Genomic DNA, 23,415 nt, shown 5'->3' on the forward strand with positions numbered 1-23,415 from the left:
ACGCCGTTGAGATGGGCCAGCCGGGGGCCGAAGCGATCGACGAACTCGTTGAGCATGAATTCGCCGTCGCACAGCACCTCGGCGTTTTCGTTCACTTCCTGGGTGAGCGTGGCCAGGAACTCGGTCTGCACACGGCTGAGCGTTTCGGCGGCCGTGCGGCAGTTCTGGGCCAGGTGGGGATTGGCCGACTTCCACTGGCCAAGTTCCTGGTTGCGCTGCTTGTGCGGCGCGCTGAGTTGATTCACCAGCTCTTCGAGCAACTCGTTTTGCCGGTCTTGGGCCGTCAAAATCTCCCGCAGCAGGCGGGTTTGCTCCGGCTCGCCGCCGCTGGTCGTGCTGCTGATGGCACTCGGCGAAATATCGACTTGGCTGAAGAGCGGCGGGGTGGTGGCTCGGTCGTGCATCGTGGTTGCGTGGGCCTTTTCCTGACAGGCGAGTGGGAACGAAAACCGGCGGCGAACGATTATTATAGGCAGGCCATGCGACACCTGTCGAGCGGGTAGTTTGGACTTTTGCGCGGCGGAAAGTTAGAATCGCCCCTTTCGGCCTAATCAACGAGTGAGTGTAAATGAGAATTGCGGCCATTGGCGGCGACGGTACGGGCCCCGAAGTGGCGGCCGAGGGACTCAAGGTGCTTGCGGCGGCGGCCGCGCTGGAACACTTCCAATATGAACTGACGCACTTCGACTTCGGCGGCGACCGCTATCTGCGGACCGGCGAGACCTTGCCTGTCGGCGCCGTCGACGAGCTGCGGTCGTTCGACGCCATCTACCTGGGCGCGGTGGGCCATCCCGACGTTCCGCCCGGCATCCTCGAAAAAGGGCTGCTGTTGGAATTGCGGTTTCAACTCGACCAGTACATCAACCTTCGCCCGGTGCAGCTTTTTCCCGGCGTCGAGACTCCGCTCAAGGGCAAAGGTCCCGCCGACATCGACTTTGTGGTGGTCCGCGAGAACACCGAAGACCTGTATTGCGGCGTGGGCGGTTTTCTCAAGAAGGGCACGCCCGACGAGGTCGCCAGCCAGACGGCGGTCTACACGCGAAAAGGCTGCGAGCGGTGCATCCGCTGGGCCTTCGACTTCACCCGCCGGCGGAACAACCCCAAGAAAATGCTGACGCTGGTGGCCAAGACGAACGTGTTGACCTTCGGGCACGATCTCTGGTGGCGGACCTTCCAGGAGGTGGCCCGCGAGTATCCCGACATCAAGGCGGATTACAACCATGTCGACGCCTGCTGCATGTGGATGGTGAAAAACCCCGAATACTACGACGTGATCGTGACCACGAACATGTTCGGCGACATCATCACCGACTTGGGCGGCATTTTGCAGGGCGGCATGGGCGTGGCGGCCGGCGCGAACTTGAATCCCGATCCGGGCGGCACGAGCATGTTCGAGCCGATGGGCGGCAGCGCTCCCAAGTACACCGGCCAGCACGTCATCAACCCCATCGCGGCAATCAACGCCATGGCCATGCTGCTGGAGCACAGCGGGCAACCGAAAGCCGGCCGCCGGATTATGGAAGCCATCAAGACCGTGACGGGCACCAAAATGAAGAGCCAGGCCGCCGGGAAGATGGGATACTCGACGCAGCAAGTCGGCGATCTGGTGGTGGCGGCGCTGGAGGGCTAGAACGGGAAATTGCAAATTGCAAATTGCGAATTTCAAATTGGCAATTGAGGAAGCCAAGAATGAGCCCGGATGAACTGTCGGAGCGTTTGCTGGAGTTCGCGGCACGAATCGGCAAGGTGGTCGATGCTTTGCCGGATACACGATTGGGCCGGCATATCGCCGGGCAATTGGTGCGGTGCGGGACTTCACCCGCGCCAAATTACGAGGAAGCGCGCGCGGCCGAAAGTCGGGCCGACTTTATTCACAAACTGCGCGTGTGCCTGAAGGAGCTGTGCGAATCGCGGTGCTGGATTCGCCTGATCATCAAGGCCGAGCTGCTTCCCCAGGCGAAAATGGCTCCGATCCTCGACGAGTGCAACCAGCTCTGCAATATCCTTGGCCAGTCCGTGGTGACCGCTACCGAAAACAAAACATGACGATGCTGCGCACCACCAATTTGCAATTTGAAATTCGCAATTTGAAATTTGCAATTTCCCCCTTCTAATCCGCTTATCACGAAGATGAACCTCCATGAAAAACACGCTCTTCGATCTCTCCGGCCGCGTCGCGTTGATCACGGGCGGCAGCAAAGGACTCGGTCTGGCGATGGCCCGCGGTTTTGCCGAGGCCGGGGCCGACATCGTCATTTCCAGCAGGCATGAGGACGAACTGAAGCCGGCCGTCGCAAAGATCACAGACGGCACGGGCGTCCGCGCCGAGTACATCGTGGCCGACATGACCGAGCGCAGGGACGTCGACCGGCTGGCCGAAACCGCGCTGGCGCTGATGAAACGCGTCGATATTCTGGTCAACAACGCCGGCACGAACACCGTGCAGGCGATCGACGAAATCCGCGACGAAGACTGGGACCGCCTCGTGCAGCTCAATCTCACGAGTTGCATGGCCACCTGCCGGGCACTGGTTCCCCAAATGAAAGAGCGGCGTTGGGGCCGCATTATTCATCTCTCGTCGATCATGGGCCTGGCGTCGAAAGAAGGCCGCGGCATTTATTCCGCAACCAAGTCGGCCTTGCTCGGCCTGGCCCGTGCCAGCGCTCTCGATCTCGGCCACCACAACATCACCGTGAATTGCCTGGCGCCCGGCCCCTTTCTCACCGATTTGCCCGGCAGCATGCTCACCGAGGCCGAAAAGAAAACCTTCGCCGATCGCACGGCGTTGGGCCGCTGGGGTCAGCCGCGCGAGTTGGTCGGCCCCGCGCTGCTTTTGGCGAGCGAGGCGGGCAGCTACATCACCGGCACCGTGCTGGTGGTCGACGGCGGCACGCTGGTGAAGACGTTTTAGTCTTCCCAATGCCGGGCGCGATAAAGCGACTTGGGCGTGGGCGGCGGAATCCTGCCCTTGCAGCCGCGGCTCGACGCCCGTTACCCCCGCATCAAAGATGCCGCCTTCGACTGGCCGCAAGTCAGTGGCTAACGGCTTCGCCGGCGCCACCCCAGCGTCGGCTGAAGGCGGTCCTAATTTTGCTAAAGCACTGAACGGCTGTTTCTGCTACACTGGCGACAGACTGGTAAGACGCACGTGCGATGAAGGGAAAGCCGTGAGCCATTCGGGTGACGATGCAAGCGATGCCGTTTCAGCAGCGGCCCTGAAGCCGTTCCTCGTCAATTGTGGCTACACGGCCTCTCTGGTCCAGTCTCGGGTCGCACTCAGCAACGGGCAAACCGCTGCATTGGTTGCCTTCGCACACCCACCGGCAGATGCGCGAACCGCCTGCGTCGCCGTGGTCGAGGCCAAGACTGGTTCCCCTGAACTGGTTGCCGAGTTTCGCGCTTTGGCGGCGCCGGTCGTATTCGTTTGCGGCCGGCACGGGCTGGAGTGGTGGAAACAGACCACTTCGGAGCCGGTGAGAGCCGGACAGGCGGTCCCGCCAAATCGGCTAGCCCCATTCTTTGCCGAACACTCCGATCAATTCGCCCCCGACGCCATCTACCGCGCAAAGACCTGGGGTCGCTTTGACGCTCAACACCAACTGAGCTTTGTCGATCTGGGCCTTTTGCCGGTAGTCGAAGAGCGAATCGGTCGCGACCTGGAGGCGTTGATCGTGCGAAACGTGCAGCGATTGAAAACGCTGCTCGGCTGGGCGACGTGGAGCGACAAACAGGGTCAGTGGCTGTTGAAATCCGTCTTCTGGTTGGTGTCGGGCAAGATTCTCCGCGACAAGGACGTCAAGCCGTTTACAAATCTCGATCCGACGGAGGTCCAGCCCTTATTGGCCGCGGTCGCTAGGCACTATAGCGCAGCCCCAATCCCGATAACGAGCCAACGCCAGCAACGCTCATTGAAAGAAGTCGCGGCCGGTATCGCTCAAGTCAGCAATCTGCAATTTGCTACGACCGAGTCGTTGGCCTATGTCTATGAAAATACCTTGATCTCCAAGGCGACTCGGCAGGCGCTGGGCACGCACAGTACGCCTTCGTACTTGGTCGACTACATCGTGGGACGGTTAACGCCGTGGATCGCGGAGATGCCCCCAGAGCAGCGGAACGTTTTCGAGCCGGCGTGCGGTCACGCTGCTTTTCTGGTTTCCGCTATGCGGCTCCTCACGGAATTGCTGCCGCCCGAAAAATCTTCTCCCGCGCAGCGGCGGAACTACCTGCGCAAACGCATTCACGGCTGCGACGTCGACGCCTTCTCGCTCGAAATTGCCCGATTGTCGCTCAGCCTGACCGACATTCCTAATCCCGACGGCTGGGATCTCGCGGCCGCGGACATGTTTCTCGACGATCAGCTTGTCGATCGGGCCCGAAGCGCGACGGTGTTTTTGGCCAACCCTCCGTTCGAGAATTTCAGTTCCGAGGAACGGACGTGGTACAGCAAACGAGGGTTCGCGCCGCATTATCAGAACAAGACCACCGAGACGCTGGCTTCGGTATTTTCCGCACTACCGGCAGGCGCGGCGATCGGCGTGGTTGTCCCGCAAGGCTTCCTGCACAGCAAGAACGCAACCGCGGTTCGACAATGCCTTGTTGACCAATTTGAACTTCAAGAGATCTGCTTGTTTCCAGACAGCGTCTTCACGTTCTCCGACATGGAATCGGCGGTGATAGTTGGGCGGAAGATCACAACAGGCACGGTCGGCACGGTGCGCTATCGGCGCGTGCGTGAACGCGACATGGACGCGTTTCGAACGGAGTATCGAACGAGATCGGACCTGTCCTTGGATCAATCGAGGTTCCGCGCTGACTTCGACCTCCGCATGCCCGACCTTCAGCCGGTCTGGGACTTCTGCCGGGATCTGCCGCGCCTCGAAGACTTCGCTGAGGTTGGCCAAGGCTTTACCTTTAAGGGGAAAGGCCTGCCAAAGGGGACCACGACCTTTTCCAAGCAGCGGTTTCCCGGTGGTGTTCGCGGCTTCCTTAAGTTTCCCAAGCGAATCCCTCTGCACGAACTGCCGCAGGAGGCTTGGCTCAACCTGTCGGCAGATGTCGTACTTCGGCCTCGACATGGAACGACGACCGGCGTGCCGCAGGTTCTTTTCAATGAGGCCCGTTGTAGCCGAGGTCCTTGGCGGCTGAAAGCTCTCGTCGATGATGTCGGCCATCCGGCCGCGGGGAGATTTAACATTGTTCGAGCACGCGACCCCGAACGAACCCCCCTTCCGTTTCTCTGGGCCCTCTGCAACTCTCCGGTTGCCAACGCCTTCGCGTTCAGCCACTCGGGGAATCGGCACAACGATGCAGGCATGCTTCGCAAAATGCCGGTCCCGCGACTTTCGGAGCAAGGTGTTAGGGCAGTTTGCGAAGCCGCGCAGAGATATCTAAGCGTAGTTCGATCGGAGGTCGCCATTCTCCAGTCACCTGCGGATGCAGAGCGCGTGCTCGAGTACCTGATTCGCATGGATAACGAAGTCCTGAAGCTATTCGCCTTTCCTCAGGCGATCGAGCACCAGTTACTGGAACTCTTCAGCGGGTGGCAACGCCAGGGCGTGCCATGCAAATTCGAGCGATATTTCCCAGAGCGATTCGCCGACCAACTCTCCTTGGCCGATTATTTGGCCGTCACCGCGGACTGGTCTTGCGTCAACCGACTACGCGGGGAATTGGTTCACAAGAAAGTGGAAGGTAGGCTAACGGCTGAGGAACGCCGGCGCTTGGAACACCTGCAGTCATTGGCGGAGACTCGCCGTCGGCTCGAAGCTCCATTGCCGCTTGCAGAGATGGAGGCGCAATATCGGGAGCTCACGTTTGGGGCGAGTGAATGACGCAACCTTCAGTATTCGATTATCCGACCTCTCCGCATGCCCGCCGGCATGGGCCACAGGGCTACGCCGACTTAGGCTCCTATCGCAACTGGTTGCGCGATGATTTCTGTTTTCGCTGTGTCTTTTGCCTGCAGCGCGAGCAATGGCAGCGGCGCTGCGCGATGTTTCACATCGACCACTTCGTGCCTCGGCAGATCGAGCCCAACCGGGTGCTGGACTACGACAATCTCCTTTATGTCTGTGCAAGCTGCAATTCGATTAAAGGCGACTTGGCCGTGCCCGATCCGTGCCAAGTTGCGTACGGAGATTGCGTGCGCGTTCTTAGCGACGGTCGTATCGAGGCATTGAACCAGACAGGCGACCTACTCATCGGCCTTCTTTCGCTCGACGACGGCGATGCAGTGCGCTACCGCAAGCTCGTGATCGATACGCTTGACGTGTTGCGCCACTCTGCCAACAGTGCGACGTACCTGGAATGGGTGCGGTTTCCCGACGACCTACCAGATTTGTCTCTGAAACAACCACCAGGTGGCAACAACCGGCCCAAAGGCGTCGAGCAAAGTTGGTTCGCGAAGCGGCGGCGAGGCGAATTGCCGGCGAGCTATTGATTTGCCACAATGTGTTGCGTTCATATCGCGTGCGCCAATCGGACCCAGAAGACGATAGGCCATCGGCTCCAAGACAAGGCGGAAGGGTAGCGGCGGTGCAGCGCCGGCTTCCCGCTTCACTCTTCCCAATGCCGGGCGCGATCGACGGCTTTTTTCCAGCCGCGATGAAGGGCCTCTCGCTGCTTCGCGGGCATCGCTGGAATAAACTCCCGCCCCAAGGCCCAATTGCGCTCGATCTCACATAAGTCGGACCAATAACCGACCGCCAGTCCCGCCAGGTAGGCCGCGCCCAGCGCGGTCGTCTCCGGCACCGCCGGCCGCTTCACCGGAACGCCAATCTGGTCTGCCTGAAACTGCATCAGCTCGTCATTGACGCTCGCGCCGCCGTCGACCTTCAGTTCTTTGAAGCGGCTCCCGATATCCTGCTCCATCGTCTCCACGAGATCGCGCGACTGATAGGCCATCGAGTCCAACGCCGCGCGTGCCAGGTGGCCCGCCGTCGTGCCGCGGCTGATGCCGACGATCGTGCCGCGGGCATGAGAATCCCAATGCGGCGCTCCGAGGCCGACGAAGGCCGGCACCAGGTACACACCGCCCGCATCGGGCACCGTGGCCGCGAGCTGCTCGACCTCGCTCGACGTCTTGATGAGTCCCAGCCCGTCGCGCAGCCACTGCACCGCGGCCCCAGCCACGAACACCGAGCCTTCCAGGCAATAAGTCGTCTCGCCGCCGGTCCGCCAGCCGATGGTCGTCAGCAGTTTGTGCCGAGAGGCGATCGGCTGCGAGCCGGTGTTGACGAGCAGAAAGCAGCCCGTGCCATAGGTGTTTTTGGCATCGCCCGGCGCGAAGCAGGCCTGGCCGAACGTCGCCGCCTGTTGGTCGCCCGCCGCGGCGCCGATGGCAATCGAGCCACCGAACAGACCTTCGTCCGTGTGGCCGTAGACTTCGCTCGTCTGGCGTACTTCCGGCAGCATCGCCCGCGGGATTTTCAGCAGCGTCAGCAACTCGTCGTCCCAGTCGAGCGTGTGGATATTGTAGAGCAAAGTGCGGCTGGCGTTGCTCGCATCGGTAATGTGCAACTTGCCGCCCGTCAGCCGCCATAAGAGCCAGGTGTCGACCGTGCCGAACACGACTTCGCCGGCTTCGGCCGGACTGCGGAGGCCGTCGATCGTGTCGAGCAAATAAGCTATTTTCGTCGCGGAAAAGTAGGCATCGATCACCAGGCCGGTTTTGCCGCGAAATGTCTCGGCCAGCCCGGCGCGACTGAGCCGTTCGCAAATCGGGCTGCTGACGCGGCTTTGCCAGACGACGGCGTTGCTGACCGGGCGTCCGGTGGCGCGCTCCCAAATGATTGTGGTCTCACGTTGGTTGGCGATGCCGATGGCGGCGACTTGCGCGGCCGTGATGTTTGCCTTGGCCAGCGCTTGCCGTGCCACCTTAAGCTGCGACGACCAGATTGCTTCGGGATCGTGCTCGACGATGCCCGGCGCGGGCAGAATCTGCGGGAATTCCTGCTGGGCGGACGCGACCGGAAGCCCTTGACGGTCGAAGACGATCGCCCGGCTGGAGGTCGTGCCCTGGTCTAATGCGAGGATGAATTGGTTCATAGTCCGCGTAGTTCTTCAAAGCGCTCGATAAGCTCAGCGGCGATTTTATCCAGGTTATGGTGTTCGACCACCCGTTGACGAGCCGCCTGGGCCAGGCGCGAGCGCAACGGCCCGTCGGTCAACACGCGGAGCAGGCAGGCGGCGAGCTGCTCGTCGTGGTCGTGGTCGAAGAGCAATCCGTTGACTTCGTCTCGCACCACGTCCACATTGCCGGGCACGCGCGTCACCACCGGACATAGCCCGCTCGACATCGCTTCCAACAGCGCGTTGGAGCACCCTTCACTGGGCGAAGGGAGCACAAACACGCTCGCTCGACGGTGAGCCGCCGCCACGTCGCTCACCGGCCCGAGAAACTCGACGTTTCGCAAATCGAGTTGGCGAGCCAGTCGCCGCAGCTCGTCGGCCAACGGTCCGTTGCCGCCGATCAGCAATTGATAAACTCCGTCGCGATTCACCTTGCCCCAGGCTCTCAGCAGCACCTGCGGGTTCTTGGCGGACACGAGGCGAGACAAGAACAGCACCGTGCGGCCGGTCTCGGCGTCGTGCTGGAATGGCTGATACTTCTCGATCTCGACGCCGTTCGTCGAGCGTACGATCGCTTCCGCCGGGCAGCCGAGTTCGAGCAGCTCCTCGCGACCCTGGTCGGAGAGGGCAATGAAACAAGAATTGCTTCGCACCAACACACGCAGCAACTTGCCTCCTTTGGCACGGAAAAACTGACGGACATCGCCTTCCGGGCCGGTGGAGGCGGTGAAGGCCACCGACGGCTTTCGCAAGACGCGGCCCACCAAGCCCGTGGCGACGGCTTCCCACGGAAGTTGCCCCGCGACCATCACGTCGAAGGTGTGCGCTCGACGCACGAGCTGCGCCGCCAGACTGGAGATGAACGTCGCGCCGAAGGCCGGGCCGAGCGGGGCCGTGCGGATCACGCGATGCACGGCCACTTCTCCGAGCCGCTCATGTCGGGGCGAACCCCGGAGCGTGCGCGTGAACACCGACACCTCGTGTCCCCAATCTGCCCAACGCTCGGCCAAGTGCTGCATCTGCCGCTCGGAGCCGCCCACCAGCGGATGGAAGTGCGACAAGCAAATCGCGACGTTCAGCGGCCTCGTCGACTTCCGATTCACGCGAGAATCCTGCGGCGATTATCACTTCGTTTCATCGACAAACTTCATGGCGAATGACCAAGCAACGTCAGTTGCTCAAGGATTACCTTCATGCATGCGCTGGGCACCACTCCTTTGACCGCGACGATGTGCTGCTGTTCGATGGTGAAGACCCAGTCGCACTTCGCCACGCGGCGTTTGGTCAGTCCCGTGCGCGGATGCCCTTGGGGATGATACGGCAAGAGCACATGATGGGCTGGCGGAGGATTGTAAACTTGGCTGGAGATTCCTGCCACAAAGACCAGGTTATTGGGACCATTACCGGACGGAGGCCGTACCACCACGACGGGACGCGGATTGTGTTGAGCGCCCGGCACGTCGGCCAGCACGATTTGTCCTTGACGGAGCAAGGCCACTAGTTGGATTCCGCTTGCGGTTCAAACGGGTCCCCTTCCTCAAACCACTCTGCCGGTGGAACGAACCGCTTCGCAATCCGTTGAAGCACTCGCTCGGATGGCGTCGTCCTCTCCAGTTCGAGCCACTGCTCAAGCTCCGACTGATACATCTCTTCGATCTCCACGAGCGTTGGCCCCCCGCCTTGGCCGTCCGGCCGGCTTGGCTGAGAAACGTGGACCTGCAACGTCTTGGCGTCGTGGCCGTCGACGACGATGTGTAAGAGATAGTCGCCGGCCGATTGGAATGCGGCGCCCACGGGCACCACGAACGTGTGCAGAGTGCCCGACTCCGTCGCCTGCTTTCCCGTTTCCGGCATAAGGGCCTGTTCTGTTGCTACGGTAAACCGCGAGCTTTCTGGACCAGTCGCATCAACTCGCAACGTATGCCGCGCGCTGTCGTGGGGTTGAATACGCAATGCACCAGCCAAGGAGACGGAGGCAGCCTCAGCCGGACGGTCGGAGGAAATCGTGCGCACTGCTGGACCGACAACGACGAATTGTCCGCTCGTCAGATAACCTGCAAAATCGCAAAGAACAGCAAACTCAAGTTGCACGATCGTGTCTCCACGCAGTAGTCGAGGGCCTTACCTGACTATTCTATCATCGCGTTCCGGCTCAGGCCAAGGTGCGTGCGGCGATTCACTCCTGCCAACCGTGCGCATCGCGGACGGAGAGCATGGCGGCCAGAATGCTGTTCCAGGTCTCCGGCTGCATCATCACGGCGTTGGGAAACATGCAGCCGTCCCAGCAGATGTGGCGGAACTTTTTGGTCGGCTTGCCTTGCTCGTCGCGCAGCCAGTGCCCGGCGTCGCGGGCAATGTTCAGCTTGCCGTGGGGATCGTTCGGCAAACAGTGCCGTCCGGTCTTGTCGTGCGAGCCCGAACCGAAAACCGTGGCGTCGTTCTGCGCCACGTGAAAGTCGATCGTCCAGGGACGCAGCGCGGCCGTGAGCTTCGTCAGGGCGTCTTGCAGTTTTTGGTCGTCTTGCCAGTCGAAACCTTCGGGCAAAATGGCGTCTTCCGGCGCGTTGTAGCCCAGCAGATACAACAGTGTGTGGGCCATGTCGGCCTGAAAGCCGAGCGTCTGCGGCCGATCGACCAACTCCAGCAGCCGGACCATCCACCGCCAGCTATGCATGCCGCCCCAGCAAATCTCCCCCTCGGCCGCCAGCCGCTCGCCAGAATCGTCGGCGATCGTGCAGGCTTCGCGGAACGTCTCGGCGATCCGCTTCGTGTTCCCCTCGGGATCTTTGCGCCACTCCGACGGGCTGGAGGCCGAATCGATCCGCACGATGCCGTAGGGCCGCACGCCCAACTCGCGCAGCCGCTGGGCAATGCGGCAGCCCTTGCGGACCTGCGCCAGGAACCGCCGACGGTCTTCCGCTCCGCCCATCGCCGGGCCGCCGCCGGTGGGCGGCCAGATCGGCGCGGTCACGGTGCCGTAGACCAGGTTTCGGGCACGGGCCTTGTCGGCCAGCGTTTTCAGCTCGTCGTCGGAGGCGTCGATGTCGATGTGCGGGGCAAAAAGAAACAGGTCGGCGCCGTCGAACTTGACGCCGTCGACTTCGGCGGCCGCCGTCAGGTCGAGCATCGTGTCGAGGTCGATCGCCGGTTCCGAGTCGGGGCCTTTGCCGACCACGCCCGGCCAGGCGGCGTTGTGAAGCTTGGGAAAGTTGTTGGGGTGCGGGGGCATGGGTTGGGGGTTGGGGTTTGGGGGTTGGGGTTTGGGGCCGGGGGACTGGGGCCGGGGGGGCTGGGGCTGGGTTTGGGGATTGGGGGACTCGAATTCGTGGTTGGGCGGCGGTAGGGCACCGACGCCAAGTGTGCAGGTTACTCCATCTTTTGTCGCGTTGCTATCCTCCGAAACGCTGGAACGCCGCCCCGGCGGCATGTATCATACGCCGAACAGCGAGAGAATCACCTTATGAAATCGTGCCAAATACTGGCGGCCTTTGCAATCGTTTTCTGGGCGGCGACGTTCGCTTACGGCGACGCCGCGCCGGATCGACGCCCGAACATTCTGCTGGCCATCGCCGACGACTGGGGCTATCCGCACGCCTCGTGTTACGGCGACCCCGTGGTCAAGACGCCGACGTTCGACCGTCTGGCGCGAGAGGGCGTGCTGTTCACTCGGGCCTTTGTGTCGTCGCCCTCGTGTACTCCCTCGCGGGGGGCGATTCTCACGGGCCAGCATTTCTGGCGGCTGCGTAAAGGGGCCGATCTGTGGGTCACGCTGCCGGCCGATATTCCCGTGTATCCCGCGGTGCTGGAAAAGGCAGGTTATTTTGTCGGCTACACGCGCAAGGGCTGGGGGCCGGGCAAGCTCGGCGACCGCACGCGCAACCCGGCTGGGCCGCAATTCAAAGACTTCGACGACTTCCTGAAACAGCGGCCCAACGACAAACCGTTCTGCTTCTGGTTCGGCAGCGTCGATCCGCACCGGCCCTACGACGCCGGCAGCGGCAAAGCAAGCGGCATCGATCCGGCCAAGATCGAGCTGCCCGCCGCTTTGCCCGACACCGAGGAAACCCGCTCGGACGTGGCCGACTACTATTTCGAGGTGCAGCGGTTCGATCGCGAAGTGGGCGAGCTACTCGCTCGTTTGCAGGCGCTGGGCGAGCTCGACAACACGCTGGTGGTGATGACCGGCGACCACGGCATGCCGTTTCCACGCGGCAAAGCCAACCTCTACGATCTGGGCACGCGCGTGCCGCTGGCGATGCGCTGGGGCGACAAGATCAAGCAACCGGGCCGGCGCGTCGACGACTTCGTGCTGCTCGCCGATCTTGCGCCGACATTCGTCGCGGCGGCCGGAGCGGCGGCGCCGGCGGGCACGACGGGCCGCAGTTGCTTGAGCCTGTTGACGTCGGCCGGGAGCGATGCCGCCCGCGACCACATTGTGTTTGGCCGCGAGCGGCACACGCAGGCCCAGGAAGCGCCGCAATCGGGCGGCTATCCGATGCGGGCCATCCGCACCGCCAAATATCTCTACATCCGCAATTTCGCGCCCGACCGCTGGCCGGTGGGCACGCCGAACTACCAACGGGCATTTCTCGACCGCGCTTGGTTGGGCGACACGGACAATGGGCCGAGCAAAGCCTATCTTTGGCTGCACCGCGACGAGCCGGCGGTGCGGCCGTTTTATGCCTTGGCCTTCGACAAGCGACCGGCCGAAGAGCTTTACGATCTGGAAGCCGACGCGGATCAACAGCGCAACGTCGCCGACCTTGCCTCATACTCGGCGGCGAAAAAGGAGCTTTCCGGCCGGCTGATGGCCGAGCTTCGAGAGACCAGCGATCCGCGCGTGGTTGGGGGAGGCGAACAGTTCGACGTCTATCCCTACTACGGCGGCGTGCCCGATTGGCCGTGGAAGTAGGACTTGATATTGCGATTTCCACGATCATTGCCGTCGCTCTGGCGCGCCGCCGGCAGCGGCCCGCCGTCGCCGGGCTAGCGACCGCTTCTTCGTCGCTTGCGACTTGCCGATAGCGTCGGCATCGCCATCGTTGACGCTGGCCGATTGCCGCGACCGTTCCAGTTCGTCCAACAATTCCTGCCCGTCGAAGGGAATCATGTGGGCTTCGCAGAACTGCTTCGACTCCCGCAATGTCGAGATAGCGCGGTCCAGATCGCCTGATCCGTCGTAGAGAATCGCCAACAGGTCCAGACGGTCGCTGATGTCGCTGAAGTCGTAAAGCTTAATGACTCGTGGCCAACTTGGAGTGTTGATCGCCAGGCTGTGAAGCTCAAGGATCTTGCGGATTTCAGCCTCGCGGCTTCGGATGGCGGCGGCGAGGTCGCCACGCAGTTCCGCGATCAGCGAGCGGATCTCTTCGGCACGAATCGAATCACTGAAGTCGGGGCGCGTCGCCAGCGCCGCGCCCAGCCGCGTCGCGATCTTTTCCGCCTTCTTTCGGTCTCCCGCATCGTAAAACGAGTGCAACAGGTCCAGATAAAGAGACTCGATTCCATCCGAGGCGGTCGGCGGTTTTCGAGGGGCAAATTTGTTAGTCATCGGTGGGGCTCGGCATCTTCGGTTCACAGGTCCAAGCAATCGCTTAACGTCCTCGGTAAGAGCGTCGTATTGCGACCACTCCTTTCTTGCGTCTTCCGCTTGCTGCCGCTGTTTGCGGGCGGCTTTGTCGGTGAACCGCTTCTTTTTGCGTTTCGCGCTTTTCCGATCGTGGCCTCGTCCAGGCTGGTGCTTGACGCCACCCTTCGCGCCGCGCTTCTTGCCACCTTTTTTGCGTGCTGCCATGTTCCAACTCCGGCTGACGCATTACTCCATCATGGCACATTCGACGTCGGTAAGGCAACAAAAGTTGTAGAGTTGGTGGTGTCGCAAAGTTGAGCTGCTAATCACACTGACCCGAAGCGTTAGCGAGGAAATGACCGTATTTTGCCTCGCTAACGCTTCGGGTTAGTGTCTCGTCGTCGGCCAACAACTCAAGTTCGCGACGCCACCGTAGAGTTTGATGTGCAGCTTGCGACATTCCGCGTTATGATGATAGGGTAGCATCGTTTCCTTTCCTTCCATTGCCGCAAATGCCCCGCAGCGGGGCAGGAGGTTTTGCTCATGGATCGCACACGCCGAGATTTTTTGGCCGATGTCGGCCGCGGGATGTTGGTCGCCAGCGTGGGTGCCGCAATCGCCGCCGACCTTGAGTTGGTGCCCGCCGCCTTTGCCGACGATCAAGGGCCCGCCCGACTTTCGTTCGGCAAGCTGGAACCCCTGGCCGGGCTGATGCAAGACACGCAGGCCGACAAGCAATTGCCGATCCTGGTCAAGAAACTTCACGACGGCACCTCGTTGCGAGAGTTAGTCGCCGCCGGCGCGCTGGCCAATGCCCGGCAGTTCGGCGGGCACGATTACGTCGGCTGGCACACCTTCATGGCCCTGGCGCCGGCCTTCGAGATGACCAAGGAATTGCCCGACGCGCGCCAGGCCTTGCCGGTGCTCAAGGTGCTGTATCGCAACGCCCAAACCATCCAACGCTCGGGCGGTCCGCGGAACGAGGCCCTCAAACCGGTCGAGCCGCGCAGCCTGCCGGAGGGCCGCACGGGCAGCGAGCTGCTGCGCGAAGCGATTCAAAACCGCGACCTGGCGGCGGCCGACGCCATTCTCGCCGCCCTCACGCGCCGCACGCCGGAGGACGCCTACAACGACCTTCAGCCGATCGTCGAAGAGGCCATCTTCCCCGACGCCGACGGCATCCATGGCGCCGTGCTCGCCTGGCGGGCCTGGGCCACGCTGGACCTGACCGGCAAGGAACATGCCCAGACCTTGTTGCGGCAGTCGGTGCATTTCTGCACCGACCGCGAGCGGCGGACCGACAATGGATTGGAGCCGAGCGTCCGTACGTTGCTGCCGCGCCTGCTGGACCGGCACAAGTTGATCGGCCGCACGCCCGGCACACGCCAGGCCGACGATGCCTGGGTCGACGAGCTCGCCCAAACGATCACCTCCGGCAACCACGAGCGGGCGGCCGATGCGGCGGCCGCCGCCTTGGCCGAAGGATTTGATCCCGAGGCGGTGGGCGAGGCGATCTCGCTGGCGGCCAACCGCTTGCTCTTGGCCGACGCTGGACGTCAGTCGCCCGGCGGCACCGCGGGCACCCAGTTTATGAAGGGCAGGGACAGCGTGCATGGCGACTCGGCCGGCGTACACGCCTCCGACGCCACCAATGCCTGGCGGAATATCGCCCGCGTCAGCAACCCGCGAAACGCCTTCGCCAGCCTGATTGTCGCGGCCTATAACCTGGGCCCGGGGGTGGGAAGTTTCAGCGGCGGGCGCAAGGATCTCTATCCGCTGCCCGAACACCTGGAAAGCGTGCAGGGCAAGGATGCCGCGGCGCTGATCGGCGAAGTGGAGCACGCCATCCGCGCCAACGACCAACCCTTGGCTTGCGCCGCGGTGCATCGCTATGGCGAGCTGGGGCATTCGCCGCGGGCCGTCCTCGATCTGTTCCTGAAGTACGCGATCAGCGAGGACGGCGCGCTGCACGCCGAAAAGTATTACCGCACGGCCAGCGAGGAATTCGCCGCCGCCCGCCCCGCGTACCGCTGGCGGCAACTCGTGGCCCTGGCGAGGGTCACGGCCAGCGAGTACGGCCAGCCGGCGCCGGGTTACGCCGAGGCATGTCAGTTGCTTCAGGTGTAACTGATGACCATTCGTTCGCGGCAAACCACGTTTCCTGAACTCGATGAACCCGATCTGGCGCAGGCTGAGGCGGCGGAAGTCGCTCGGCCCGACGCCACCGCCACCCGCTCGCGGCAGCCGGCCGAGCACTTGCCGTCGAGCACCGCTGGCGAAGTCGGATCGCCGCTGATTCCCCCCATGAGCCTCAGCGGGCAAACGGTGTTCGCGATCGACGCCAACTCGCTCATCTTCCAGGTGTTTCACGCCATTCCGGAAATGACCGGCCCCAAGGGCGAGCCGGTCAATGCCGTGTTCGGCTTCATCCGCGACATTCTCTACATCGCCCAGAACAAGGCGCCGCACTACCTGTTCTGCGCGTTCGATATGGCGGGAAAAACGTTCCGCCACGAACTCTACGCCGACTATAAGGTGCATCGCGCCGAGATGCCCGACGAACTGGTGCCGCAGTTCGCGGCCATCCGCCGCGTACTGGAGGCCCTGGGCATTCCCATTCTGGAGCTGGAGACCTATGAGGCCGACGATATTCTGGCCACGTTGGCCCGCGTCAGCGAAGAACTTGGCGGCGAGTGCTACCTGGTCACGGCCGACAAGGACTGCCGGCAGCTTATCACTGAGCACGTCAAGGTCTACAATGCCCGCAAAGATTTGGTTTACGACGCCGCCGAGCTGGCCAAAGACTGGGGCGTATCGCCCACCCAGGTCGTCGACTTCCAGGCGTTGGTCGGCGACCCGGTCGACCACGTGCCGGGCGTGCCGCTCATCGGACCCAAGCTGGCCAAGGAGTTGCTGCAAAAATACGGCACGCTCGACGCGGTGCTCGACCATGCCCACGAAGTTTCCGGCGCCAAGCGAAAGCAGAACCTGATCGCTTCGCGCCAGCAGGCTATGCTCAGCCGCGAGCTGGTGCGGCTCGATGCCCATGTGCCCGTCGAGATCGACTGGGCGCACGGGCGGCTGGGCGGCTTCGACCGCCAGCGGGCATTGGCGATCTTCGCCGAATATGGCTTCCATCGTTTCGGCGATCAGCTTCGCCAGCTCAATGTGAGCGAAGCGCCGCCGACCTGGGAAGCGGATTACCGCCTGGTCGACACGCCGGAACTTTTCGAGCAGTTCATGCTGGAGCTGCGGGGGCAAGCGTGCATCTCGATCGATACCGAGACCACGAGCATCGCCCCCACGCAGGCCGAACTGGTCGGCTTCTCGTTCGCCTTCAAGCCGGGCGTGGCGTATTACTTGCCTGTGCGGGCGCCGGTGGGCGGGCCGCGGCTGAATCTCGACACGGTGCTCGCCGCGCTGCGGCCGATTCTCGAAGACCCGGCCATCGGCAAGATCGGGCAAAACTTGAAGTACGACATCCTCGTGCTGCGCGCGGCGGGCATCAATATGAAGGGCGTCGTGTTCGACAGCATGGTCGCCAGCTATCTGCTCGATGCCGGCGAGCGGAACCACAATCTCGACGAACTGGCCCAACGCTATCTCAATCACGCGACCATTCGCATCACCGAGCTGATCGGCACCGGCAAAGAGCAGAAGCACATGGACGACGTGCCGCTGCCGGCCATCACCTCCTATGCCTGCGAAGACGCCGACGTGCCATTGCGACTGATGCCGCTTCTCACGCCCAAGCTGCGCGAGCAGGGGCTGACCGAGCTCTTCGAGCAGCTCGAGCTGCCGCTGATCGACGTGCTGGCTGAAATGGAACACAACGGCATCCGCGTCGATGTTGCCCGGCTGGCCGAGTTGAGCCGGCAGTACGGTGAACGGTTGGTGTCGCTGGAAAAGGATGTCTACGATCTGGCCGGGCACCCCTTCAACATCGGTTCGACCAAGCAGTTGCAGCAGGTGCTGTTCGAGGAGCAGAAGCTGCCGGTGATCACCAAGGTGAAAACCGGTCCGAGCACCGACGTGAGCGTGCTGGAAGAACTGGCCCGGCAACACCCGCTGCCAGCCAAGATTATCGAGTATCGCCAGTTTGCCAAGCTTAAGAACACCTACGTGGATGCCTTGCCGGCCCTGATCAACCCGCGCACGGGCCGGGTTCACGCCTCGTTTCAGCAGGCGGTGGCTGCGACGGGGCGGCTCAGCTCGAGCGACCCGAATCTGCAAAATATTCCGATCCGCACCGAGGATGGGCGCGCCATTCGCTCTGCGTTTTGGCCCGCCCACGAGGGCTGGAGCCTGCTGGCAGCCGACTATTCACAGATCGAGCTACGCGTGCTGGCACACTTCTCGGGCGACGAAACCCTTTGCACCGCTTTCGCTTACGACGAAGACATCCACGCTCGCGTGGCCAGCCAGGTATACGGCGTGCCGCTGGAGGAGGTGACTTCGGAGATGCGGAGGACGGCCAAGGCGGTGAACTTCGGCGTAATTTATGGGCAAAGTCCGTTCGGTTTGGCCAAAACTTTGGGCATCGAAAAGGAGGTGGCGACGACGTTTATCGAGAGCTATTTCAACCGCCATCCGGGCGTGGAAAAATTCTTGCGCGAAATACTGGTCGAATGCCGTGAAAAGGGGTATGTTAGTACGATCTTGGGGCGGCGGCGAGCCATTCGCGGCGTGCGTCCTGATCCCGGCCGGCAGCGAAACCTTTCTGAGCGGACAGCCATCAACACGGTGATCCAGGGCTCGGCGGCCGATTTGATTAAACTGGCAATGATTGCCGTCTACCACCGAATGGCCCGTGAGGGGCTGCGGTCCAAACTGTTGCTGCAAATCCATGATGAGTTGGTGTTCGAGGTTTCGCCCGACGAAATCGAACCGATGAAGCGTCTGGTAGTCGAAGAAATGACCGGTGCCCGGAAGCTGGCCGTGCCGTTGAAGGTCGACGTGGCGATCGGCCGCAACTGGGCGGAAGCGGAATGATCATCATTGGGCTGCTGGGCGGAATCGCCAGTGGCAAGAGTTTGGTGGCCGAGCAGCTTTGTCAGCTTGGGGCGGGTTTGCTGGACGGCGACCGCGCCGGCCATGAAGTGCTGCGGTTGACCGACGTGCGACAATTAGTGCGTGAGCGTTGGGGCGACGGCGTGTTCGGCCCCGACGGACAAGTCGACCGAAAGGCGTTGGGGCGGACCGTATTTGACCCGTCGCCTGAAGGCCGACGCGAGTTGGAATGTTTGGAGGCGATCACCCATCCCCGCATCACGGAGCGTTTACGGCAGCAGGCGGCCAACCTGGCCGCGGAAGGAAGGGCCGTGGCGGTTCTCGATGCACCGGTCATGTTGAAGGCGGGCTGGGACAAGTTTTGTAACCACATCGTTTTTGTTGAAGCGCCGCAGGAGATGCGTCAAGCCCGAGCGTTGGCGCGCGGCTGGCGTCAGGAGGACATTGCCGTCAGAGAATCAGCCCAGGAACCGATCTCGATCAAGCGCACCCGCGCCGACCGGGTGATCGACAACTCCGGCAGCCGCGAACAAACGCGGGCCCAAGTGGAGCGTTTGTGGCGCGAGTTGATCGAACCATCGACGCCTGACGTCTGACGCCTTGCACAGGGTGGGCCGGCGCTCGCAAGCTCGCTGGTCCCACCCTACCCCCCGTCCCAACGTTTTGTTACTTTTTCGTTCAATCCATTCTTTTCCGTTCATCCATCGTGTAAGCTAGTAAGAGCCTACCGCTGGCGTCTTCTGTGCGCCGGCACTCGCCCTTTTCGGGAGTCTTTCAATCATGGCACAAATCAAAAGCACCAAACCGCACAAAACCCGCCGGCACGAAGACGGCAAGTCGTACGACGGCCACGACGACCATTCGCACAACCACGACGGCCAGCAGCCCGACGGCAACCAGGCCGACGATCTCGCCCAGCAGCTTTCGCTGGCCGAAGAGCTGGCCGAAGAAGCCGAGTTCGGCGAGCATGACGAAATCCACGAGCGCTACGAGTTGATCAAGCAAGGCGAGATCCACATCGCCGAGCTGCAGCGCATGACCATGCCGCAGTTGATCGAGCAGGCCCGCAAAGAAAACATCACCGACTACATGGGGATCAAGAAGCAGGACTTGATCTTCAAGATTCTCAAAGAACGGGTGAAGCTGAACGGGCTGATGTTCGGCGAAGGAACGCTGGAGGTGCTGCCCGACGGCTTCGGCTTCCTCCGCAGTCCCGACTATCACTATCTCTCGTGCCCCGACGACATCTACGTCTCGCCCAGCCAGATTCGCCGCTTCGGCCTGCGCACCGGGGCCACGGTGTCGGGGCAGATTCGGCCGCCCAAGGAGAGCGAGCGTTATTTCGCGCTGTTGCGGGTGGAGGCGATCAACTATCAAGACCCCAACGTGCTGACCGAGAAGGTCTTTTTCGACGACCTCACGCCGCTGCACCCCGACAAGCGCGTGGTGCTGGAAGTCGACCCGGAAGAGGTCAACATGCGGGTGGTCGATCTGATCGTGCCGATCGGATTCGGTCAGCGGGGGTTGATCGTCAGTCCGCCGCGGGCCGGCAAGACGATCCTGCTGCAAAAGATGGCCAAGAGCGTGCTCACGAACCATCCCGAGGTGTACGTGATCATGCTGTTGATCGACGAGCGCCCGGAAGAAGTGACCGACATGGAGCGGCAGGTGAAGGGTCCGAACTGCGAGGTGATCAGTTCGACGTTCGACGAGCCGTCGTCCCGGCACATTCAGGTGGCCGAGATGGTGATCGAGAAGGCCAAGCGGATGGTGGAGTACGGCCACGACGTGGTGATCTTTCTCGATTCGATCACGCGGCTGGCCCGCGCCTGGAACGCCGAAGTGCCGCACTCCGGTAAGATCCTGTCCGGCGGCGTCGACGCCAACGCCCTGCAAAAGCCCAAGCGGTTCTTCGGCGCCGCCCGCAAGGTGGAAGAAGGCGGCTCGCTGACGATCATCGCCACGGCCCTGGTCGACACGGGCAGCAAGATGGACGAGGTGATTTTCGAGGAGTTCAAGGGCACCGGCAACTTGGAGGTGGTGCTCGACCGCAAGCTGGTCGACAAGCGCGTCTGGCCGGCGATCGACATCAACCGCAGCGGCACGCGCCGCGAAGAGATGCTGCTCGATCCGGACGAGCACCGCCGCATCTGCGTGCTGCGCCGCGTGCTGAACGACATGAACCCCGTGGAGGCGATGGAGTTGCTCGTCACTCGGATGGCGAAGACCAAGAGCAACGCCGAGTTTCTGATGAGCATGAATATGAAGTGAGAAGCTTCGCGCCAGTAATTGACGGAGGTGGCATGAAAGTCCGGCCAGCAGGCGGGTTGCTCCAGGAACGGATCCATGCCAGGAAACGGACTTCTCATGGTCTGCCTTCGGCATCCCGGCCGCGACGGAGAGTCGTCGTACAAAGCACTCTTGAGCCTGTCTCTGCCGGGCGCCTATTATAGACCGAGTCGGTCCCTCGTGCCAATCTGCCGCCTGCGCGATCGGCAAACGATGCCGCGGGATTGAACGTCGCCGACCAGGCGCGGGATTGGGGCTTTTGGATCTGCGCCAGCAGAGATATGGGATACGACGGACCCGGAAAAGGGACCCGGAAAAGGGGATAAGTCCCATTATTGACAGGATGGACGGCACCATATATCGTCAGCGCATGCCAAGAGCCGCTCGCGTCGCCCCTGGTGGCATGGTGTTTCACGTCCTCAATCGCGGCAACGACCGCCGAGTGATTTTCGACGATCGCGCCGACTACGAAGCCTTCTTGCGCGTGAAGGAAAACCAAGACACCTTGATGATCGTGCCGAACCGGGCGCAGGGGCCAAAAGCCAAATCGACCGCCTCCGGGTAGGCCGCGAAGCCGTCCGTGCTGATTTGGATGAGCTAGCGCAAGGCGAACGAGGCGACTTCCACCGCTTTATAAACGGTGCGGGCCTTCACAAAACCGAGCCGGCGATAAAGCTTGATCGCGCCCTCATTCTGGGCCGTCACCTCCAGAAACACCCGTCGCAAGTTCGCCCGGCGAAAACCGCTCAGGGCCTGGTGCATCAGGCAAGAGCCGATTCCCCGATTGCGGTGTTCGGGCACGATGCCCAGGTTTTGGATGGCCCCCATGCCCGAACGGTCGCGGATGCCCTGGACGGTGCCGCAAAACTCCGCTCCGCCGTCGTCGTAGACCACCAGCCAGGTGGCGTCGGGCAAAAAGCCGTCTTTGTGGCTGATCTCCTGCATCAGCCGCACGCAGCCGTCGTAGTCGCCCAGGCAGGGAAAAACGTTGGCGTCGATTTCGGAGCGGAAGCTGTTGAACTTGCACTCGGCATGCGCCGGCAGCAGATCGGGCCGCCAGGCGACGAAGCGATAGCCCGGCGGCAGCGTGCGTTCGGGCGGCAAAAACCCGCCCAGGTCGATCTCCATGCGGAAGCGCTTGAAATACGTCAGACCCATTGACCGCGGCCCGTGCTGGCGACAGAACAAGTGTAGCTTTTGAAACTCCCTGCCAGAGAGTCATTCTCATCGTAGCGGCGCGCCGGGGGAGGGTCAACTTTTCGCTTGCGGCACGCGCGACTATTCCTTGGCGCCTTCGGGCGGCGGCAGAGGCTCCGGCGCCGGGCCGTTGTCGAGCGGCTCTCCCAACGCGCCACGAAGCTGGCCGAGATAGCCGCGCACCAGGCCGCGGCCAAGCCGCACTGTTTCGGGATCGCGCATCTGAACGCGCGTCAGTGTGTTCACAACGAGCGGCTTGAAGAGCGAGTAAAGCTCCATGCCCTGCATCGTGCTGCCCACCAATTCCAACACCACCTGGTTTTCCGCGATCTCGACTTTCAGCCGCTCGACCTGCGTGTTTTCGTCGAAGCGGGAGCGGTCCATTTTCAGAAGCATGGCCACCGCCCTGCCGGAGTCGTCGCGATCGACCTGAGGGTGCAGATCGAGCATTTGGTCGCGCTGGCGGCGTGCCGCGTCGAGCTGCTTTGTCAGGTCGAGCCTGATTCTTTCGTCCGGCGTCGAATCAAGCTCGCGCTTCAACTCGGCGATGCGATCGTTGACCGACGTGAGCCGCAGTCCGGAGAAGGACAAAATCAAGTCGATCACGTCGTCCATCGTTTCCAACGGCGGGGTCGCCGCCAGCTTCTCTCGCATCCGCAGCCGAAACGTCTCTTCGGCGTTCAAGGGCGCCTCGCGGACCGAGCCTTGCTCTGCACGGCGGTCCAACCGATCTGCGAAGCGGGTCATGGCCCGATTGGCCAAAGCGACCACGTCGGTCTGAAAGCGGAGGCTGCCGTCGAGCAGGCCCCGCGGCCGGCCGTCGTCGCGGCGCTGCATCGTGCCGCGCAAATCGAGGTCGACCAGCGTCGGTTCCGACGACCATGCCGAACGACGTAACTTCGCGGCGCCGATCAGATGCACCGTGTCGCGGTTCAGGTTCGTCTCAGCCGGATCGAAACGAAGCCGCAAATACTCCAAGCCGCGCTCTTCGTCGAGCAACGGCTGAATGAGGGCGACGATCCCGTCGTTCAGCTTGAGAACGTCGAGCGAGGACGAGCCGGATGCCTGGGCGCCCGAGAGCGATCCCAACAATTGGCCGACCGGTCCTTCGGGGTCGGTCAGTCTCCGCAGACGCTCGCCGCGCTGCGCCCGCCGTTCGGGCGATGCTCGACGCGGGGCGCCGTTCTCCTGAGCCGACACTTGGCCGGCAAACACGAGCGCGATCAGCGTATAGAGAAGCGTATGGAGAGCAGGACGTTTCATGATGGGCGACCTCCTTC

Annotated in this window: 21 protein-coding genes; 12 read left to right on the forward strand and 9 right to left on the reverse strand. The window is 62.4% G+C overall.

The annotated features are described in order from the left end of the window. The coding region (locus VNH11_34285) for a hypothetical protein (GenBank protein HVA51462.1) at window positions 1-404 on the reverse strand (404 nt) is incomplete at its 3' end. 164 nt (window positions 405-568) lie between these two features. On the opposite strand from VNH11_34285, the gene VNH11_34290 reads away from it, so the two are divergent. The 5 genes from VNH11_34290 to VNH11_34310 all read left to right on the forward strand — a co-directional run bounded on the left by VNH11_34290 (window position 569) and on the right by VNH11_34310 (window position 6,439). After that, window positions 569-1,630 carry a 3-isopropylmalate dehydrogenase gene (locus tag VNH11_34290; GenBank protein HVA51463.1) on the forward strand — a complete coding sequence of 354 codons (1,062 nt, stop codon included), beginning with the start codon at window positions 569-571 and terminating at the stop codon, window positions 1,628-1,630. Window positions 1,631-1,689: 59 nt separating this feature from the next. Further along, window positions 1,690-2,046 (forward strand): four helix bundle protein, encoded by a 357-nt coding sequence (locus VNH11_34295; GenBank protein ID HVA51464.1) that lies wholly within the window; start codon window positions 1,690-1,692, stop codon window positions 2,044-2,046. 94 nt (window positions 2,047-2,140) lie between these two features. Beyond that, on the forward strand, window positions 2,141-2,911 hold the full coding sequence (locus VNH11_34300; protein ID HVA51465.1) for an SDR family oxidoreductase: 771 nt from the start codon (window positions 2,141-2,143) through the stop codon (window positions 2,909-2,911). Between the two features lie 256 nt (window positions 2,912-3,167). Beyond that, complete coding sequence (locus VNH11_34305; protein ID HVA51466.1) at window positions 3,168-5,831, forward strand: N-6 DNA methylase; 2,664 nt, start codon at window positions 3,168-3,170, stop codon at window positions 5,829-5,831. Continuing rightward, window positions 5,828-6,439 (forward strand): HNH endonuclease signature motif containing protein, encoded by a 612-nt coding sequence (locus VNH11_34310; protein ID HVA51467.1) that lies wholly within the window; start codon window positions 5,828-5,830, stop codon window positions 6,437-6,439. The genes VNH11_34305 and VNH11_34310 overlap by 4 nt, the downstream gene beginning before the upstream one ends. A gap of 116 nt (window positions 6,440-6,555) precedes the next feature. Here VNH11_34310 and glpK read toward each other — a convergent pair whose 3' ends face one another. From glpK to VNH11_34335, 5 genes are all read right to left on the reverse strand, one after another. After that, window positions 6,556-8,046, reverse strand: coding sequence for a glycerol kinase GlpK (gene glpK, locus VNH11_34315; protein ID HVA51468.1), 1,491 nt, complete (start codon window positions 8,044-8,046; stop codon window positions 6,556-6,558). Next, a complete protein-coding gene (locus VNH11_34320) occupies window positions 8,043-9,173 on the reverse strand; it encodes a glycosyltransferase family 4 protein (GenBank protein ID HVA51469.1) in 1,131 nt (376 codons plus the stop codon). Before VNH11_34320 ends, glpK begins: the two co-directional genes overlap by 4 nt. 44 nt (window positions 9,174-9,217) lie before the next feature. Beyond that, window positions 9,218-9,568 carry a type II toxin-antitoxin system PemK/MazF family toxin gene (locus tag VNH11_34325; GenBank protein ID HVA51470.1) on the reverse strand — a complete coding sequence of 117 codons (351 nt, stop codon included), beginning with the start codon at window positions 9,566-9,568 and terminating at the stop codon, window positions 9,218-9,220. Next, entirely contained in the window at window positions 9,568-9,924 is a 357-nt protein-coding gene (locus tag VNH11_34330; GenBank protein ID HVA51471.1) for a hypothetical protein, read from the reverse strand. The genes VNH11_34325 and VNH11_34330 overlap by 1 nt, the downstream gene beginning before the upstream one ends. 322 nt (window positions 9,925-10,246) lie before the next feature. Next, on the reverse strand, window positions 10,247-11,299 hold the full coding sequence (locus VNH11_34335) for a TIM barrel protein (GenBank protein HVA51472.1): 1,053 nt from the start codon (window positions 11,297-11,299) through the stop codon (window positions 10,247-10,249). A gap of 231 nt (window positions 11,300-11,530) precedes the next feature. Here VNH11_34335 and VNH11_34340 point away from each other — a divergent pair, with 231 nt between their 5' ends. Further along, window positions 11,531-12,982 (forward strand): sulfatase, encoded by a 1,452-nt coding sequence (locus VNH11_34340; protein ID HVA51473.1) that lies wholly within the window; start codon window positions 11,531-11,533, stop codon window positions 12,980-12,982. 24 nt (window positions 12,983-13,006) lie between these two features. Here the strand turns inward: VNH11_34340 and VNH11_34345 are convergent, their stop codons facing one another. Beyond that, complete coding sequence (locus VNH11_34345) at window positions 13,007-13,621, reverse strand: hypothetical protein (GenBank protein HVA51474.1); 615 nt, start codon at window positions 13,619-13,621, stop codon at window positions 13,007-13,009. Window positions 13,622-13,720: 99 nt separating this feature from the next. On the opposite strand from VNH11_34345, the gene VNH11_34350 reads away from it, so the two are divergent. The 6 genes from VNH11_34350 (at window position 13,721) to VNH11_34375 (ending at window position 21,503) form a co-directional block, all read left to right on the forward strand. Then, a complete protein-coding gene (locus VNH11_34350) occupies window positions 13,721-13,957 on the forward strand; it encodes a hypothetical protein (GenBank protein ID HVA51475.1) in 237 nt (78 codons plus the stop codon). 225 nt (window positions 13,958-14,182) lie between these two features. After that, window positions 14,183-15,766 (forward strand): hypothetical protein, encoded by a 1,584-nt coding sequence (locus VNH11_34355; protein HVA51476.1) that lies wholly within the window; start codon window positions 14,183-14,185, stop codon window positions 15,764-15,766. A 3-nt stretch (window positions 15,767-15,769) separates the two neighbouring features. Continuing rightward, complete coding sequence (gene polA, locus VNH11_34360; protein HVA51477.1) at window positions 15,770-18,631, forward strand: DNA polymerase I; 2,862 nt, start codon at window positions 15,770-15,772, stop codon at window positions 18,629-18,631. After that, a complete protein-coding gene (gene coaE, locus VNH11_34365) occupies window positions 18,628-19,245 on the forward strand; it encodes a dephospho-CoA kinase (protein ID HVA51478.1) in 618 nt (205 codons plus the stop codon). Before polA ends, coaE begins: the two co-directional genes overlap by 4 nt. 343 nt (window positions 19,246-19,588) lie before the next feature. After that, the gene (gene rho / locus VNH11_34370; GenBank protein ID HVA51479.1) at window positions 19,589-20,920 is read left to right on the forward strand and encodes a transcription termination factor Rho; all 1,332 of its coding nucleotides are present in this window, start codon (window positions 19,589-19,591) and stop codon (window positions 20,918-20,920) included. 388 nt (window positions 20,921-21,308) lie between these two features. Next, window positions 21,309-21,503, forward strand: a complete 195-nt coding sequence (locus tag VNH11_34375) for a hypothetical protein (GenBank protein HVA51480.1) — start codon at window positions 21,309-21,311, stop codon at window positions 21,501-21,503. A 32-nt stretch (window positions 21,504-21,535) separates the two neighbouring features. On the opposite strand, the gene VNH11_34380 is transcribed toward VNH11_34375, so the two are convergent. Then, window positions 21,536-22,096: a GNAT family N-acetyltransferase gene (locus VNH11_34380; GenBank protein HVA51481.1), complete on the reverse strand. Its 561-nt coding sequence runs from the start codon at window positions 22,094-22,096 to the stop codon at window positions 21,536-21,538. Between the two features lie 120 nt (window positions 22,097-22,216). Continuing rightward, window positions 22,217-23,398 carry a hypothetical protein gene (locus VNH11_34385; GenBank protein ID HVA51482.1) on the reverse strand — a complete coding sequence of 394 codons (1,182 nt, stop codon included), beginning with the start codon at window positions 23,396-23,398 and terminating at the stop codon, window positions 22,217-22,219. Window positions 23,399-23,415: the final 17 nt, after the last annotated feature.

The organism is Pirellulales bacterium (assembly GCA_035533075.1).
Classification (GTDB): Bacteria; Planctomycetota; Planctomycetia; order Pirellulales; family JAICIG01; genus DASSFG01.

Coding starts and splice junctions, on each gene's coding strand:
- VNH11_34340 (HVA51473.1), top strand. CDS start 11,531: ATGAAATCGTGCCAAATACTGGCGGCCTTTGCAATCGTTTTCTGGGCG.
- VNH11_34345 (HVA51474.1), bottom strand. CDS start 13,621: ATGACTAACAAATTTGCCCCTCGAAAACCGCCGACCGCCTCGGATGGA.
- VNH11_34330 (HVA51471.1), bottom strand. CDS start 9,924: ATGCCGGAAACGGGAAAGCAGGCGACGGAGTCGGGCACTCTGCACACG.
- VNH11_34385 (HVA51482.1), bottom strand. CDS start 23,398: ATGAAACGTCCTGCTCTCCATACGCTTCTCTATACGCTGATCGCGCTC.
- VNH11_34310 (HVA51467.1), top strand. CDS start 5,828: ATGACGCAACCTTCAGTATTCGATTATCCGACCTCTCCGCATGCCCGC.
- VNH11_34335 (HVA51472.1), bottom strand. CDS start 11,299: ATGCCCCCGCACCCCAACAACTTTCCCAAGCTTCACAACGCCGCCTGG.
- VNH11_34295 (HVA51464.1), top strand. CDS start 1,690: ATGAGCCCGGATGAACTGTCGGAGCGTTTGCTGGAGTTCGCGGCACGA.
- VNH11_34300 (HVA51465.1), top strand. CDS start 2,141: ATGAAAAACACGCTCTTCGATCTCTCCGGCCGCGTCGCGTTGATCACG.
- glpK (HVA51468.1), bottom strand. CDS start 8,046: ATGAACCAATTCATCCTCGCATTAGACCAGGGCACGACCTCCAGCCGG.
- VNH11_34290 (HVA51463.1), top strand. CDS start 569: ATGAGAATTGCGGCCATTGGCGGCGACGGTACGGGCCCCGAAGTGGCG.
- VNH11_34375 (HVA51480.1), top strand. CDS start 21,309: ATGCCAAGAGCCGCTCGCGTCGCCCCTGGTGGCATGGTGTTTCACGTC.
- coaE (HVA51478.1), top strand. CDS start 18,628: ATGATCATCATTGGGCTGCTGGGCGGAATCGCCAGTGGCAAGAGTTTG.
- VNH11_34380 (HVA51481.1), bottom strand. CDS start 22,096: ATGGGTCTGACGTATTTCAAGCGCTTCCGCATGGAGATCGACCTGGGC.
- polA (HVA51477.1), top strand. CDS start 15,770: ATGACCATTCGTTCGCGGCAAACCACGTTTCCTGAACTCGATGAACCC.
- VNH11_34355 (HVA51476.1), top strand. CDS start 14,183: ATGGATCGCACACGCCGAGATTTTTTGGCCGATGTCGGCCGCGGGATG.